Genomic DNA, 13,536 nt, shown 5'->3' with positions numbered 1-13,536 from the left:
CATGGGTCAGAAGGTCAACCCGCACGGCTTCCGTCTGGGTATCACGTCCGAGCACCGCAGCCGCTGGTTCGCTGACTCCACCAAGGAGGGCCAGCGCTACCGCGACTACGTCAAGGAAGACGTCGCCATCCGCAAGCTCATGTCCGAGGGCATGGAGCGTGCAGGCATCTCCAAGGTCGAGATCGAGCGCACCCGTGACCGCGTCCGCGTGGACATCCACACGGCACGTCCGGGCATCGTCATCGGTCGCCGTGGCGCCGAGGCAGACCGCATCCGCGGCGAGCTCGAGAAGCTCACGGGCAAGCAGGTGCAGCTGAACATCCTCGAGGTCAAGAACCCCGAGACCGATGCTCAGCTCGTCGCCCAGGGCGTCGCCGAGCAGCTTTCGGCTCGTGTCTCGTTCCGTCGGGCCATGCGCAAGAGCATGCAGTCGGCGACCCGCGCCGGTGCCAAGGGCATCCGTGTCCAGGTCTCCGGCCGTCTCGGCGGCGCCGAGATGTCCCGCACGGAGTTCTACCGCGAAGGTCGTGTGCCGCTGCACACCCTGCGCGCGCAGATCGACGTGGGCTTCTACGAGGCCAAGACGACCTTCGGCCGCATCGGTGTGAAGGTCTGGATCTACAAGGGTGACGTCACCGCACGTGAGCTCGCTGCCCAGCAGGCCAGCGCCCCCCGTCAGGGCCGTGGCCCGCGCCGCGAAGGTGCGGACCGTCCGGCTCGCGCTCGTCGCGACAGGCAGGACGCGCCGGCTCAGGCCCAGGGTGAGAGTGCTGCGGTCGAGACCGCCCCGGCAACGACCACTGAGGGAGCGTCCAGCTGATGTTGATTCCCCGTCGCGTCAAGCACCGCAAGCAGCACCACCCGGGTCGCTCGGGCGCTGCCAAGGGTGGGACGACCATCGCGTTCGGTGACTACGGCCTCCAGGCTCTCGAGCCGGCATACGTCACCAACCGCCAGATCGAGTCCGCTCGTATTGCGATGACCCGCTACATGAAGCGTGGTGGGAAGGTGTGGATCAACATCTACCCCGACCGCCCGCTGACCAAGAAGCCGGCTGAGACCCGCATGGGTTCCGGTAAGGGTTCGCCCGAGTGGTGGATCGCCAACGTCAAGCCCGGACGCATCATGTTCGAGATCTCCGGCGTGTCCGAAGAGGTCGCGCGCGAAGCCATGCGCCTGGCCATGCACAAGCTGCCGATGAAGTGCCGCTTCGTCCAGCGTGAAGGTGGTGACTTCTGATGGCTATCGGTTCCAAGGACCTGATCTCCAACGAGCTGCGTGGGTTCGACGACGATCGTCTCGTCGACGAGCTGCGCAAGGCCAAGGAAGAGCTGTTCAACCTGCGCTTCCAGTCCGCCACCGGGCAGCTCGACAACCACGGTCGGCTCCGTGCCGTCCGCAAGGACATCGCCCGGATCTACACCGAGATGCGTGAGCGCGAGCTCGGTATCGGTGCAGGCCCGACCGCGAGCGAGGACGCCAAGTGAGTGAGAACGTGAAGGACGAGACCGTGACCGAGACACCGGCCCGCAACTACCGCAAGACCCGCCAGGGTTATGTGGTCAGCGACAAGATGGACAAGACTGTCGTCATCGAGGTCGAGGACCGCGTGAAGCACGCCCTGTACGGCAAGGTGCTGCGTCGCTCCAGCAAGGTCAAGGCCCACGACGAGGATAACGCCGCCGGTATCGGTGACCGCGTCCTCATCATGGAGACCCGCCCTCTCTCGGCGACCAAGCGCTGGCGCGTGGTCGAGATCCTCGAGAAGGCCAAGTAACCCCAGCAGCCCCCCAGTTCGGCCAGGCTCTGCCGCCGCCGGCCCGTCCGAGGCAGCCAGAGAACCAGCACGACGTATAGGAGACAGATAAGTGATCCAGCAGGAGTCGCGAGTTCGCGTCGCCGACAACACCGGTGCCAAGGAGATCCTTTGCATCCGTGTTCTCGGGGGCTCGGGTCGCCGGTATGCCGGTATCGGTGACACCATCGTCGCCACCGTGAAGGACGCCATCCCCGGTGGCAACGTCAAGAAGGGCGATGTCGTCAAGGCGGTCATCGTCCGGACCAAGAAGGAGCGTCGTCGTCCAGACGGCTCCTACATCAAGTTCGACGAGAACGCAGCAGTGCTGCTCAAGACCGACGGTGACCCTCGTGGAACCCGCATCTTCGGCCCGGTGGGCCGCGAGCTGCGCGAGAAGAAGTTCATGAAGATCATCTCGTTGGCCCCGGAGGTGCTCTGACCATGGCGAAGATCCGCATCAAGAAGGGTGACACCGTCCAGGTGCTCGCCGGCAAGGACAAGGGCTCGACCGGCAAGGTCATCTCCGTCGACCGCGAGAAGAGCCGCGTCCTCGTCGAGGGTGTCAACCGTGTGACCCGCCACACCAAGGCCGGCCAGACCGCCCGTGGCAGCCAGACCGGTGGCCTCGTCGTCCAGGAGTCGCCGATCCACGTGAGCAACGTGGCCGTCGTCGACCCCGAGGACAAGAAGCCGACCCGTACCAAGACCCGCGTCGAGACCGTTGAGCGTGACGGCCGCCAGAAGGCGACCCGTACCCGCGTCAGCGTGCGCTCGGGCAAGGACCTGTGAGCCAGACCATGAGTACTCAGACTGAAACCACCGCTGGGAAGCCGCGCCTGAAGCAGCGCTACGCGGACGAGATCCGTGACGGCCTGCTCGAGAAGTTCGGCTACGCCAACGTCATGCAGGTTCCCGGCGTCGTCAAGGTTGTCGTCAACATGGGCGTCGGCGACGCGGCCAAGGACAGCAAGCTCATCGACGGCGCGGTCCGCGACCTCACGGCGATCACCGGCCAGAAGCCGGTCGTCACCAAGGCTCGCAAGTCGATCGCCCAGTTCAAGCTGCGTGAGGGCATGCCGATCGGCACGCACACCACGCTGCGCGGCGACCGCATGTGGGAGTTCCTCGACCGTCTCATCTCGGTCGCGCTTCCCCGTATCCGTGACTTCCGTGGCATGAGCCCGAAGCAGTTCGACGGTCGCGGCAACTACACGTTCGGCCTCACGGAGCAGTCGATGTTCCACGAGATCGACCAGGACAAGATCGACCGCGTCCGGGGCATGGACATCACCATCGTCACCACCGCGACGAACGACGACGAGGGACGTGCGCTGCTCAAGGCGCTCGGCTTCCCGTTCAAGGAGAACTGAGATGGCCAAGACCGCCCTTGTCAACAAGGCGAACAAGAAGCCGAAGTTCAAGGTGCGCGGCTACACGCGCTGCCAGCGCTGCGGCCGTCCCCACGCCGTGTACCGCAAGTTCGGCCTGTGCCGAATCTGCTTCCGGGAGATGGCCCACCGCGGCGAGCTCCCCGGTATCACGAAGTCCTCTTGGTGACCACGGCTGACTCAGCCATCCCGGTCGAGGCGCAGCCACGACCACGCCGCACTCGCGGCATACCCCCAAACCATCTACATCGAAGGTCAGCCGGAGCATCAGCCCCGGATGAAACCACGGTGAGAGAGGGCGGAGAAGCCCAATGACAATGACTGACCCGATTGCGGACATGTTGACCCGCGTCCGGAACGCCAACTCGGCGCACAAGGACACGGTTGCCATGCCGTTCAGCAAGCTCAAGTCGCACATCGCGGAGATCCTCGAGGCCGAGGGTTACATCGCCGGCTGGACCGTCGAGGAGGCCGAGGTCGGACAGACCTTGACCGTCAACCTCAAGTACGGCCCCAACCGCGAGCGTTCCATCGCGGGTGTCCGTCGCGTGTCCAAGCCCGGACTGCGCGTCTACGCCAAGTCCACCAACCTGCCCAAGGTGCTCGGTGGTCTCGGTGTCGCCATCATCTCGACGTCGTCCGGTCTGCTCACAGACCGGCAGGCCGCTAGCAAGGGTGTGGGTGGGGAAGTCCTCGCCTACATCTGGTAAGGGGATCTGACATGTCGCGCATCGGACGTCTTCCGGTTGCCATCCCCTCCGGTGTCGAGATCAACGTCGAGGGCCAGACCGTCAAGGTCAAGGGTCCCAAGGGCGAGCTCGCGCACACGGTGTCCCAGCCGATCCAGGTTGAGAAGAGCGATGGCGAGGTCCAGGTGTCTCGGCCGAACGACGAGCGCGAGTCGCGTTCGCTCCACGGCCTGACCCGTTCGCTCATCAACAACATGGTTCTCGGTGTGACCGAGGGCTATGTCAAGAAGCTCGAGATCCACGGCACCGGTTACCGCGTGCAGAACAAGGGCGGTTCGCTCGAGTTCGCACTCGGTTACTCCCACTCGATCACGGTCGAGCCGCCGAAGGGCATCACCTTCACCGTCGAGAACCCGACGCGGTTCCAGGTCGAGGGCATCGACAAGCAGCTCGTCGGTGAGGTTGCCGCCAACATTCGCAAGCTCCGCAAGCCTGACCCGTACAAGGGCAAGGGCGTGCGCTACGCCGGCGAGCACATCCGCCGCAAGGTCGGAAAGGCTGGTAAGTAAGCCATGGCAATGATCATCAAGCGTGCCAAGGGCAAGGTCGCCGCGCGTGGCCGTCGCCACGTTCGTCTCCGCAAGCACGTCGCGGGCACGGCAGTGCGTCCCCGTCTCGTCGTCTCGCGCAGCTCGCGTCACGTCTTCGTCCAGGTCGTCGACGACACCGCGGGCAAGACCGTCGCTTCGGCGTCGACGATGGAGGCCGATGTGCGCTCTCTCGAGGGCGACAAGACCGCCAAGGCCAAGAAGGTCGGCGAGCTCGTCGCCGAGCGGGCCAAGGCTGCTGGCGTCGAGGCTGTTGTCTTCGATCGTGGTGGCAACAAGTACCACGGTCGCGTTGCGGCCATCGCCGACGGCGCCCGCGAGGGTGGGCTGTCGCTGTGACCCACATGCTTTCCCAGACCAGTGTTGAAATGAGGAACATCTGATGCCAGGACCCCAGCGTCGAGGCACCGGTCCCGCGTCGTCCACCACCGGTGGCGAGCGCAGCGACAACCGTGGCGGCGGCGACCGTCGCGGTGGCCGCGGCGACGACCGCCGTGGTGGCGGCCGTGATGCCGAGAAGAGCGCCTACGTCGAGCGTGTCGTGACCATCAACCGTGTGTCCAAGGTCGTCAAGGGTGGTCGTCGCTTCAGCTTCACCGCCCTCGTCGTCGTCGGTGACGGAGACGGCACCGTCGGTGTCGGCTACGGCAAGGCCAAGGAAGTTCCCGCCGCGATCGCCAAGGGCGTCGAGGAGGCCAAGAAGGAGTTCTTCAAGGTCCCGCGAATCCAGGGCACGATCCCGCACCCCGTCCAGGGTGAGGCCGCGGCCGGTGTCGTCATGCTCCGTCCCGCCAGCCCCGGTACCGGCGTCATCGCCGGTGGTCCGGTGCGTGCGGTTCTCGAGTGCGCCGGCATCCACGACGTGCTCTCCAAGAGCCTTGGTTCGTCCAACGCCATCAACATCGTCCACGCCACCGTTCAGGCTCTCAAGGAAGCTCGAGCGTCCGGAGTCCGTGGCTGCGCGCCGCGGTCTCCCCGTGGACCAGGTTGCCCCCGCTGCGATGCTCCGCGCCCAGGCTGCGGGCATCGCCGAGGCCAAGGCAGGTGCGTGATGGCGCGTCTCAAGGTTGTCCAGACCCGTTCAGGGATCGGTGGCAAGCAGAACCAGCGTGACACGCTGCGCAGCCTCGGTCTCAAGCGCATTGGCGACGTCGTCGTCAAGGAGGACCGTCCCGAGATCCGCGGGATGGTCAAGACGGTGACGCACCTCGTTGCCGTCGAGGAGGTGGAGTGATCATGGCCAAGACATCCAAGTCCGAGACCAAGGTGGAGACCAACGGCGCTTCGGCGCTCAAGGTCCACCACCTGCGTCCCGCCCCTGGAGCCAAGACCGCCAAGACCCGTGTGGGTCGTGGTGAGGGCAGCAAGGGCAAGACTGCAGGTCGCGGTACCAAGGGTTCCAAGGCCCGCTACCAGGTTCCGGAGCGCTTCGAGGGTGGCTCGACCCCCCTCCACATGCGTCTTCCGAAGCTTCCGCGGCTTCAAGAACCCGTTCAAGACCCACTACCAGGTCGTGAACCTCGACAAGCTCTCCGCTCTCTACCCTGACGGTGGCGACGTGAGCGTCGAGGACCTCGTGTCCAAGGGCGCCGTTCGTGATGGTCAGCTCGTCAAGGTGCTCGGCACCGGCGAGATCACCGTTGCGGTGAACGTCACCGCCAACGCGTTCTCCTCCTCCGCCAAGGAGAAGATCGTCGCAGCAGGTGGCACGGCCACGCTGGGTGACTCAGCCTGACCGCTCACGCATTGCGTATGCCGCAGGGCGCGGTTCCCGGAGGCAATCCGGGAACTCGCCGTGCGGCATACGTCGTTTGACCCCCTGAGAAGACTGCGGTCGCCGACCGCGGATGACGCCGGGGTATCTTTGTTCGTCGATCACCACTGACGCGGCTACCGCCGCCCACCTGGAGGACCTGTGCTCACCGCCTTCGGCCGCGCGTTCAAGACGCCCGACCTGCGCAGGAAGATCCTGTTCACACTCGGGATCATTGCTCTGTACCGCCTCGGTGCCCAGATCCCGACGCCGGGCGTGAGCTACTCGCTCATCCAGGCGTGCCAGGAGGGTGCCGGCGAGGCCAACGACATCCTCGGCCTGGCGAACCTCTTCAGCGGCGGAGCCCTGCTCCAGCTGTCGATCTTCGCGCTGGGGATCATGCCCTATATCACGGCGAGCATCATCGTCCAGCTGCTCACGGTCGTGATACCCAAGTTCGAGACCCTCAAGAAGGAGGGTCAGGCCGGGCAGGCCAAGATGACGCAGTACACGCGCTATCTGACGATCGCGCTGGCGGTGCTGCAGTCGGCGACCTTCATCACCTTCGCGCAGAACCCGGCGCAGCTGTTCGCCAACCCCGCGTGCACCAACATCCTCACCGACGACTCCCTCGTGACGATCCTCATCATGGTGCTCACGATGACGGCAGGCACCGGCCTCGTCATGTGGCTCGGCGAGCTCGTCACCGACCACGGAGTCGGCAACGGCATGTCCATCCTTATCTTCACGTCCATCGCGGCGACGTTCCCGGGCGCGCTCTGGGCCATCCAGCAGCGGGAGGGCAGCTGGAGCATCTTCCTCGGCATCATCCTCATGGGCTTCGTCATCATCGCGCTTGTCGTCTTCGTCGAGCAGAGCCAGCGTCGGATCCCCGTGCAGTACGCCAAGCGGATGGTCGGGCGTCGGGTCTACGGCGGCACGTCGACCTACATCCCGCTCAAGGTCAACATGGCCGGTGTCATCCCGGTCATCTTCGCCAGCTCGCTCCTCGCGCTGCCGACCCTGCTCGCCCAGTTCAACCGCAAGGCCGACGGCAGCTCGCCGGGGTGGGTGCAGTGGATCGACGCCAACTACGCGGGCGGTGACACGTGGGTCTACGCCATCACCTACGTCGCACTCATCCTCTTCTTCACGTTCTTCTATGTGTCGATCACGTTCAACCCCACCGAGGTTGCCGACAACATGAAGAAGTATGGCGGCTTCATTCCGGGTATCCGCGCCGGGCGACCCACGGCGGAGTACCTCCAGTACGTCCTCACCCGTATCACCGTCCCGGGTGCGATCTATCTCGCGCTGGTCTCGATCATCCCGCTCATCGCACTCGTGCTCGTCGGCGCCAACCAGAACTTCCCGTTCGGTGGCACCTCGATCCTGATCATCGTCGGGGTCGGTCTCGAGACCGTCAAGCAGATCGAGTCCCAGCTGCAGCAGCGCCACTACGAAGGGTTCCTCCGCTAAATGCGACTCATCATTCTCGGACCGCCCGGTGCCGGCAAGGGCACGCAGGCCGCTCGCATCGCCGAGCACTTCGGGATCCCGGCGATCTCGACCGGCGACATCTTCCGCGCCAACATCAGGAACGGCACGGAGCTCGGCAAGCAGGTCCAGGAGATCACCGCCTCCGGTGGGTACGTCTCCGACGACATCACCAACGCGATCGTGGAGGACCGGCTGGGCCAGGACGACGCCCGTGACGGCTTCCTCCTCGATGGCTACCCCCGCACGACCGGTCAGGTGACGGCCCTGGACTGGATGCTCGGCAAGCACGACCACGGTCTCGACAAGGTGCTGGCCCTCACGGTCGACGAGGACGCCGTCGTGGCGCGCCTGCTCAAGCGGGCCGAGGTCGAGGGGCGCCCCGACGACACCGAGGACGTCATTCGGGACCGTCAGGCGATCTACCGCCGTGAGACCGCGCCACTGGTCGAGGTCTACGCCGACCGCGGGCTGCTCGTCGAGGTCAACGGCCTCGGCGAGGTCGACGAGGTCGCCGAGCGGATCATCACCGCCCTGTCCTGACTCTCCCCGCACGGGCACGTGCAGGCCGGCTCGCGAGCGGATGTGGGCTCGCAAGCCGGATCGACCCGCCTCGCGAGCGACATCCCGGCTCGCGAGCCGCTGTGCTTCGTCGGGCCTAGAGGACGATGTACTGGCGGCCGTCGAGGAGCTCGCGGACCGCGTCCAGCTGGCCGGCGTGCGTCGCCGTCTCGACGATGACGTGCTGGACCACGCTGCGCACGTCGGCGAAGCGGTCGTCCGGCCAGTCCGGCTCGCGCCGGGCCGGTCTGGCGTCCAGCGCATGACTGGCGAGGATGCGGTCGGCTGCGTCGATCGCAGCGCGATAGTGCGCGATGACCTCGACAGCGGGCTCGTCGGGGGAGACCTGCCAGTCGCCGTCGTCTCCCTCCGGCCACCAGTCGAGCGGCCCACCGGCCACGACCACCTCGAACCAGTAGCGCTCGTCCGACAGGGTGAGGTGCCGCACGAGCCCCAGAGCAGTCCATCCCGAGGGAAGGACCGGCCGCCGGAGCGCCTCCTCGTCAAGGCCGTCGAGCTGGTCGAGGACGTGCTGTCGGGCGCCGGTGAGGGCTCGTTGAAGACTCTCGTGTTCGGTGGCCACCCGACGAGCCTAGGTCTCTGCGCCGGGCCTGTGGCGGTCAGACGAGCGGGACCCGCGATCGGGAATGGGCGGACGGCATACCTAGTTGGTTGAAATGTGAATCAACTGCGCATCATCGTCTCCAGCACCCGTCCGTCCCGCATCGGCCACAAGGTCACTCAGTGGGTGAGTGAGCAGGCCGCCCCGGAGCAGTGGGAGGTCAAGATCCTCGACCTCGCCGAGATCGGCCTCCCCTTCCTCGACGAGGAGGACGCCCCGATGAAGGGCAACTACAGCCAGCCCCACACCAGGGCGTGGGCGAGCGAGATCTTCGAGTCCGACGCGATCGTCGTCGTGACCCCGCAGTACAACCGCAGCTTCCCGGCGCCGATCAAGAACGCCATCGACTACCTCTTCGCCGAGTGGGACTCCAAGCCGGTCGCGATCGTCGGCTACGGCTGGTCGGGCGCCAGCGACGCGGCCGCCGACCTCACCAAGGTCCTCACCCACGTCAAGGCCGAGGTCGTGGGTCAGGTGGGGCTGAGCTTTCCCGAGCAGCTGAGCACCGATGGGGTGGTCGCCGAGGGCGACCCGGTCGCGGCCGAGCTGCGTCGAGCTCCTCGACGGCCTCCACGGCAAGGTCCTCGACCTCGACGAGGTCCCGGCCCAGTCCTGACCGAACACGTGCGCCTCTCGCTCCGTCCCGGGATTCGGGGGAGCGGGAGGCGTCGCTGTAGGTTGCCCTGCATGGGACTGTTCGGACGTGAGCGCATCGAGGCCAAGACCCATGAGCAGGTGCTGCTCATGCGCGCAGCAGGGCTCCTCGTCGGGCAGACCCTCCAGCTGGTCAGCGAGGCGGTCCGTCCGGGCCTGACGACCAAGGAGCTCGACGCCTTGGCAGAGACCCACATCCGCGGCGGTGGCGGCGTCCCCAGCTTCCTCGGCTACCACGGCTTCACCGGCACGCTCTGCACGTCGGTCAACGAGGAGGTCGTGCACGGCATCCCGGGATCGCGGACTCTGGTCGAGGGCGACCTGCTGTCGATCGACTGCGGCGCCATCGTGCAGGGGTGGCACGGCGACGCCGCCATCTCGGTCATCGTCGGAGGGCGAGAGGCCGCTCGCCCCGAGGACCTCGAGCTGATCGACGACACCCAGGCCTCGATGTGGGCGGGCATCGCCGCCCTGGCCGTGGGCAAGAGCCTGTATGCCGTGGGTGAAGCCGTCGAGGACAGCATCACCTCCGCAGGGGAGCGACGAGGCCGCGAGTACGGCATCGTCGAGGACTACGTCGGCCACGGCATCGGCACGTCGATGCACATGGACCCCCAGGTGCCGAACTATCGCGTGAGCGGCAAGGGGCCGCTGGTCGTCGACGCGACGACCGTCGCGATCGAGCCGATGGTGACCCTGGGCGACGAGGCCAACCGGGTTCTCGAGGACGACTGGACGGTCGTCACCAACGACGGCTCGAGAGCGGCTCACTGGGAGAACACCGTCGCCGCGACAGCGCAGGGTCTCTGGGTCCTCACCGAGGTCGACGGTGGCGAGTCCAGGCTTCGGGAGCTCGGCGCGACCTACGCGCCACTGACCTGACCGAGCGGCACCGCCCCGAGGAATGCCCGACGCTGTGCGGCGTTGTATGCAGGTGTGAAGCGCATCGGATTCTTGTCGTTCGGACACTGGAACCCCCACCCGCAGTCGGCAGTCCGCTCGGCCTCCGACGTGCTGCTGCAGTCGGTCGAGCTGGCGGTCGCCGCCGAGGAGGTGGGGGCCGACGGCGCCTACTTCCGGGTGCACCACTTCGCCCAGCAGCTCGCGTCGCCGTTCCCCCTGCTCGCCGCAGCCGGGGCTCGGACGAGCCGGATCGAGCTGGGCACGGGCGTCATCGACATGCGCTACGAGAACCCCGCCTACATGGTCGAGGACGCGGGAGCGGCCGACCTCATCGCGCAGGGCCGACTTCAGCTGGGCATCAGCCGAGGATCGCCCGAGCAGGTCATCGAGGGCTACCGCCACTTCGGGCACGACCCGCGCGAGGGTGAGTCCGACGCCGACATGGCCAGGCGGCATACGGCGCAGTTCCTCGAGCTGTTGGACGGCAAGGGCTTCGCGGAGCCCAACCCCCGTCCGATGTTCCCCAACCCGCCCGGCCTGCTGCGGGTCGAACCGCACTCCGAGGGGCTACGGGACCGCATCTGGTGGGGTGCCGGTTCGCGGGCGACCGCCGTGTGGACGGCGCAGCAGGGGATGAACCTCATGAGCTCGACCTTGCTCACCGAGGACACCGGAGTGCCGTTCCACCAGCTGCAGGCCGAGCAGATCCACCTCTTCCACGAGGCGTGGCGGGAGGCCGGGCACGAGCGCACACCGCGGACATCGGTGAGCCGCAGCATCTTCCCGCTGGTGACGGCGCAGGACCACGCCTACTTCGGCGCGGACCGGCGCAGCACCGACCAGGTCGGGATGATCGACGGCGGCCTCGCCCGGTTCGGGAAGTCGTATGCCGCGGAGCCGGACGAGCTGGTGCGTCAGCTCGCCGAGGACGAGGCGATCGCGGCGGCCGACACCCTGCTGCTCACGATCCCCAACACCCTCGGCGTGGACTACAACGCCCACATCCTCGAGAGCATCCTCACCCACGTCGCCCCCGGGCTGGGCTGGCGCGACTGACGACGGCTCACCGCGTCAGCACGCCCTGCCCCGTCTCGGGGTCCCAGGGCACGGACTCGTGGTCGTGGGTGATGACCCAAGCGCCCTCACGACGCCTGCACCCCAGGGTGGCGCGCACCCACATGTCCACCTCTGCGCCCTCATTGAGGGTGCCGGTGACGTGATAGAGGAAGCTCGCGAACCCCACATCACCAGCTGCGGTCACGGTGAGGTCGTGCAGGTCGTAGCCGATGTCGGACGCATAGCCGTCGAACCACCCGCGCGCGGACTCGAGCACGGCCTCTCGTCCCACGGCCCGGTGAGGTGGAAGCACGTTGAAGGACTCGACATCCTCGGCCAGGACTGCTGCCAGGGCGTCGAGATCCTTGGCCTTCACAGCGGCGACGCGGGTCTCCAGGAGCGCGTGTATGCCGTCGTCGGCCGACTCGTCCGAGGTCACGTCGTACTCCTCGACGGTGAAAGCGCGGATGCTGTCTCCGACCTCACCCTCCGGGCCGCTGCCCCGGAACCGGTCCAGCGCCTTGCGATCGGTCCATCTCTCACTGACGTTGACGCGATCCGGCTCGACCGAGTCAGCGCTCACGGCGAAGTCGAGGCACCCGGCGTCCGAACGGGCGGCGACGACCGCGTCGCGGGACAGCTCCACCACGCGGTCACGGTCGTCCGCAGCGACCCTCAGATGTCCGGTGACGATGATCACGACCCGTTCCTCTCGACGTCGTAGACGACGGCGACGGCGCCGCTGTCGAACGTGCGGTGCTCGCGCAGCTCGAGCCCGCTCGTGAATCCTTCGGGCAACCATCGGAGCCCGCCGCCGGCCACGTGCGGCATGACGTATGCCGTGATCTCATCGACGAGTCCGGCCCGGAGTGCGTGGGCGGCCAAAGTCGGACCGCCGATGCTCACGTCGGTCGGGCTCTCGCGGACCAGGGTCGCGAGGCGATCGAGGTCCAGGTGGTCCCACAGCTCCGTTCTCGGTTCGGTCGGAGGCGCCAGGGTCGTCGACACGATGACCTTGTCGGTCTGCCTCCAGATCGCCACGAACTCGTCGTGCTCGGGGGCCGTGAGGTCGACGGCCGGCGGGTTCTCCCAGTAGCGCATGGTCTCCCACATCTCGCGGCCGAAGACGTAGGTGCGGATGCCGCCCTCACGCTCGTTGACGTAGGCGTGGAGCGCATCATCGGGGGCGGCCCAGTCGAAGGAGCCCGCCGCATCGCGGGCGTAGCCGTCGAGGGAGACCAGCATCCCGTAGCGAAGGCGTCCCATCACTGCTGCTTCCGGTGCCAGAACTGATGGACCACGCCGGGCCGAGCGGAGTTCGCGGTGTGGATGTCGAACTGGGACTCCACGCCCTCGAGGCCCTGCCAGAGGGACTCGCCGCGGCCCAGCACGATGGGCGCGATGACCAGGTGCAGGTCGTCGATGAGCCCGGCCCTGAGGAACTCCCGGACGATGGTGGGGCCACCACCGATCCGGATATCGAGGGCGCCGGCTGCCTCGCGAGCCATGGCCAGGACCTCTTCCGGTGTCCCATCGGTGAAGTGGAAGGTCGTCCCACCCTCCATCTCGATCGGCTCGCGCGGGTAGTGGGTCATGACGAAGACCGGGGTGTGGAACGGAGGGTTCTCACCCCACCAGCCTCGCCATGACTCGTCGGTCCACGGACCCGCATAGGGCCAGAACTTGCGCCTCCCCATGATCTCGGCGCCCACCGAGCCGTCCCAGCTGACGGCGGCCAGTGCTCCGTCAATGCCGGACTGTGCGCGGGTCTCACCACCCGCCTCGGGTGGGAACATCCATTCGTGGAGCCGCTGACCGGCGTGCCCGAACGGTTCCTCCAAGGTCTGCACATCCCCCGTGGCGAAGCCGTCGAGGGAGATGCTGAACCCCGTGACGCGAACGATCGACATCGTCTTCTCCTTGGTCCGTGCACATCGGCGAGTGATTGCGAAGTGCAACCACGAATCACCGTAGAGTAGAGTGGTTGCGATTGGCAAGCACTCTGCC

At 66.9% G+C, this 13,536-nt stretch carries 20 protein-coding genes and 2 pseudogenes; 18 read left to right on the top strand and 4 right to left on the bottom strand.

Annotation, left to right across the window (positions count from 1 at the left end; translation table 11 throughout):
• Position 1: 1 nt before the first annotated feature.
• From rpsC to ACZZ98_RS03545, 16 genes and pseudogenes are all read left to right on the top strand, one after another.
• Positions 2-820: a 30S ribosomal protein S3 gene (gene rpsC, locus ACZZ98_RS03620; protein WP_463514977.1), complete on the top strand. Its 819-nt coding sequence runs from the start codon at positions 2-4 to the stop codon at positions 818-820.
• The gene (gene rplP, locus ACZZ98_RS03615) at positions 820-1,239 is read left to right on the top strand and encodes a 50S ribosomal protein L16 (RefSeq protein ID WP_009775958.1); all 420 of its coding nucleotides are present in this window, start codon (positions 820-822) and stop codon (positions 1,237-1,239) included. The genes rpsC and rplP overlap by 1 nt, the downstream gene beginning before the upstream one ends.
• Complete coding sequence (gene rpmC / locus ACZZ98_RS03610; RefSeq protein ID WP_380085627.1) at positions 1,239-1,487, top strand: 50S ribosomal protein L29; 249 nt, start codon at positions 1,239-1,241, stop codon at positions 1,485-1,487. The genes rplP and rpmC overlap by 1 nt, the downstream gene beginning before the upstream one ends.
• The gene (gene rpsQ / locus ACZZ98_RS03605; protein ID WP_463514976.1) at positions 1,484-1,777 is read left to right on the top strand and encodes a 30S ribosomal protein S17; all 294 of its coding nucleotides are present in this window, start codon (positions 1,484-1,486) and stop codon (positions 1,775-1,777) included. Before rpmC ends, rpsQ begins: the two co-directional genes overlap by 4 nt.
• Before the next feature lie 91 nt (positions 1,778-1,868).
• On the top strand, positions 1,869-2,237 hold the full coding sequence (gene rplN / locus ACZZ98_RS03600; protein WP_056140755.1) for a 50S ribosomal protein L14: 369 nt from the start codon (positions 1,869-1,871) through the stop codon (positions 2,235-2,237).
• 2 nt (positions 2,238-2,239) lie between these two features.
• A complete protein-coding gene (gene rplX / locus ACZZ98_RS03595) occupies positions 2,240-2,587 on the top strand; it encodes a 50S ribosomal protein L24 (RefSeq protein ID WP_380085625.1) in 348 nt (115 codons plus the stop codon).
• A gap of 8 nt (positions 2,588-2,595) precedes the next feature.
• Positions 2,596-3,168 (top strand): 50S ribosomal protein L5, encoded by a 573-nt coding sequence (gene rplE / locus ACZZ98_RS03590; protein ID WP_463514975.1) that lies wholly within the window; start codon positions 2,596-2,598, stop codon positions 3,166-3,168.
• Between the two features lies 1 nt (position 3,169).
• Positions 3,170-3,355 (top strand): type Z 30S ribosomal protein S14, encoded by a 186-nt coding sequence (locus tag ACZZ98_RS03585; RefSeq protein ID WP_009775952.1) that lies wholly within the window; start codon positions 3,170-3,172, stop codon positions 3,353-3,355.
• Positions 3,356-3,497: 142 nt separating this feature from the next.
• Positions 3,498-3,896 (top strand): 30S ribosomal protein S8, encoded by a 399-nt coding sequence (gene rpsH / locus ACZZ98_RS03580; protein WP_009775951.1) that lies wholly within the window; start codon positions 3,498-3,500, stop codon positions 3,894-3,896.
• Positions 3,897-3,907: 11 nt separating this feature from the next.
• The gene (gene rplF / locus ACZZ98_RS03575; protein WP_463514974.1) at positions 3,908-4,444 is read left to right on the top strand and encodes a 50S ribosomal protein L6; all 537 of its coding nucleotides are present in this window, start codon (positions 3,908-3,910) and stop codon (positions 4,442-4,444) included.
• A gap of 3 nt (positions 4,445-4,447) precedes the next feature.
• Positions 4,448-4,822 (top strand): 50S ribosomal protein L18, encoded by a 375-nt coding sequence (gene rplR / locus ACZZ98_RS03570; RefSeq protein ID WP_463514973.1) that lies wholly within the window; start codon positions 4,448-4,450, stop codon positions 4,820-4,822.
• Positions 4,823-4,865: 43 nt separating this feature from the next.
• Positions 4,866-5,535, top strand: a pseudogene (gene rpsE / locus ACZZ98_RS03565) (30S ribosomal protein S5).
• Entirely contained in the window at positions 5,535-5,717 is a 183-nt protein-coding gene (gene rpmD / locus ACZZ98_RS03560; protein WP_009775947.1) for a 50S ribosomal protein L30, read from the top strand. The pseudogene rpsE and the gene rpmD overlap by 1 nt, the downstream one beginning before the upstream one ends.
• A 2-nt stretch (positions 5,718-5,719) precedes the next feature.
• Positions 5,720-6,218 (top strand): annotated as a pseudogene (gene rplO, locus ACZZ98_RS03555) (50S ribosomal protein L15).
• A gap of 180 nt (positions 6,219-6,398) precedes the next feature.
• Positions 6,399-7,715 carry a preprotein translocase subunit SecY gene (gene secY / locus ACZZ98_RS03550; protein WP_463514972.1) on the top strand — a complete coding sequence of 439 codons (1,317 nt, stop codon included), beginning with the start codon at positions 6,399-6,401 and terminating at the stop codon, positions 7,713-7,715.
• The gene (locus ACZZ98_RS03545; protein WP_463514971.1) at positions 7,716-8,276 is read left to right on the top strand and encodes an adenylate kinase; all 561 of its coding nucleotides are present in this window, start codon (positions 7,716-7,718) and stop codon (positions 8,274-8,276) included.
• A 115-nt stretch (positions 8,277-8,391) separates the two neighbouring features.
• On the opposite strand, the gene ACZZ98_RS03540 is transcribed toward ACZZ98_RS03545, so the two are convergent.
• The gene (locus tag ACZZ98_RS03540) at positions 8,392-8,877 is read right to left on the bottom strand and encodes a DinB family protein (RefSeq protein WP_463514970.1); all 486 of its coding nucleotides are present in this window, start codon (positions 8,875-8,877) and stop codon (positions 8,392-8,394) included.
• 96 nt (positions 8,878-8,973) lie between these two features.
• On the opposite strand from ACZZ98_RS03540, the gene map reads away from it, so the two are divergent.
• Positions 8,974-10,452 carry a type I methionyl aminopeptidase gene (gene map, locus ACZZ98_RS03535; protein WP_463514969.1) on the top strand — a complete coding sequence of 493 codons (1,479 nt, stop codon included), beginning with the start codon at positions 8,974-8,976 and terminating at the stop codon, positions 10,450-10,452.
• A 54-nt stretch (positions 10,453-10,506) separates the two neighbouring features.
• Positions 10,507-11,529 (top strand): LLM class flavin-dependent oxidoreductase, encoded by a 1,023-nt coding sequence (locus ACZZ98_RS03530; protein ID WP_463514968.1) that lies wholly within the window; start codon positions 10,507-10,509, stop codon positions 11,527-11,529.
• Positions 11,530-11,536: 7 nt separating this feature from the next.
• Here ACZZ98_RS03530 and ACZZ98_RS03525 read toward each other — a convergent pair whose 3' ends face one another.
• From ACZZ98_RS03525 to ACZZ98_RS03515, 3 genes are read right to left on the bottom strand one after another with little or no spacing between them, the layout of a single operon-like run.
• The gene (locus ACZZ98_RS03525) at positions 11,537-12,229 is read right to left on the bottom strand and encodes an SgcJ/EcaC family oxidoreductase (protein WP_463514967.1); all 693 of its coding nucleotides are present in this window, start codon (positions 12,227-12,229) and stop codon (positions 11,537-11,539) included.
• Positions 12,226-12,795: a dihydrofolate reductase family protein gene (locus tag ACZZ98_RS03520; protein WP_463514966.1), complete on the bottom strand. Its 570-nt coding sequence runs from the start codon at positions 12,793-12,795 to the stop codon at positions 12,226-12,228. Before ACZZ98_RS03520 ends, ACZZ98_RS03525 begins: the two co-directional genes overlap by 4 nt.
• Positions 12,795-13,439, bottom strand: coding sequence for a dihydrofolate reductase family protein (locus tag ACZZ98_RS03515; RefSeq protein WP_463514965.1), 645 nt, complete (start codon positions 13,437-13,439; stop codon positions 12,795-12,797). Before ACZZ98_RS03515 ends, ACZZ98_RS03520 begins: the two co-directional genes overlap by 1 nt.
• Positions 13,440-13,536: the final 97 nt, after the last annotated feature.

Source organism: Knoellia sp. AC549 (genome assembly GCF_979258975.1).
The sequence above is the reverse complement of the archived record's forward strand: the minus strand, read 5'-3'. Positions and strand labels throughout refer to the sequence as shown.

What these genes read in the sequence shown, in the direction of transcription:
- ACZZ98_RS03585 (WP_009775952.1), top strand. Translation starts at nt 3,170, where the DNA reads ATGGCCAAGACCGCCCTTGTCAACAAGGCGAACAAGAAGCCGAAGTTC.
- rplP (WP_009775958.1), top strand. Translation starts at nt 820, where the DNA reads ATGTTGATTCCCCGTCGCGTCAAGCACCGCAAGCAGCACCACCCGGGT.
- rpsC (WP_463514977.1), top strand. Translation starts at nt 2, where the DNA reads ATGGGTCAGAAGGTCAACCCGCACGGCTTCCGTCTGGGTATCACGTCC.
- ACZZ98_RS03515 (WP_463514965.1), bottom strand. Translation starts at nt 13,439, where the DNA reads ATGTCGATCGTTCGCGTCACGGGGTTCAGCATCTCCCTCGACGGCTTC.
- rpmD (WP_009775947.1), top strand. Translation starts at nt 5,535, where the DNA reads ATGGCGCGTCTCAAGGTTGTCCAGACCCGTTCAGGGATCGGTGGCAAG.
- rplR (WP_463514973.1), top strand. Translation starts at nt 4,448, where the DNA reads ATGGCAATGATCATCAAGCGTGCCAAGGGCAAGGTCGCCGCGCGTGGC.
- rplE (WP_463514975.1), top strand. Translation starts at nt 2,596, where the DNA reads ATGAGTACTCAGACTGAAACCACCGCTGGGAAGCCGCGCCTGAAGCAG.
- rplX (WP_380085625.1), top strand. Translation starts at nt 2,240, where the DNA reads ATGGCGAAGATCCGCATCAAGAAGGGTGACACCGTCCAGGTGCTCGCC.
- rpmC (WP_380085627.1), top strand. Translation starts at nt 1,239, where the DNA reads ATGGCTATCGGTTCCAAGGACCTGATCTCCAACGAGCTGCGTGGGTTC.
- rplF (WP_463514974.1), top strand. Translation starts at nt 3,908, where the DNA reads ATGTCGCGCATCGGACGTCTTCCGGTTGCCATCCCCTCCGGTGTCGAG.
- rpsH (WP_009775951.1), top strand. Translation starts at nt 3,498, where the DNA reads ATGACAATGACTGACCCGATTGCGGACATGTTGACCCGCGTCCGGAAC.
- ACZZ98_RS03520 (WP_463514966.1), bottom strand. Translation starts at nt 12,795, where the DNA reads ATGGGACGCCTTCGCTACGGGATGCTGGTCTCCCTCGACGGCTACGCC.
- ACZZ98_RS03545 (WP_463514971.1), top strand. Translation starts at nt 7,716, where the DNA reads ATGCGACTCATCATTCTCGGACCGCCCGGTGCCGGCAAGGGCACGCAG.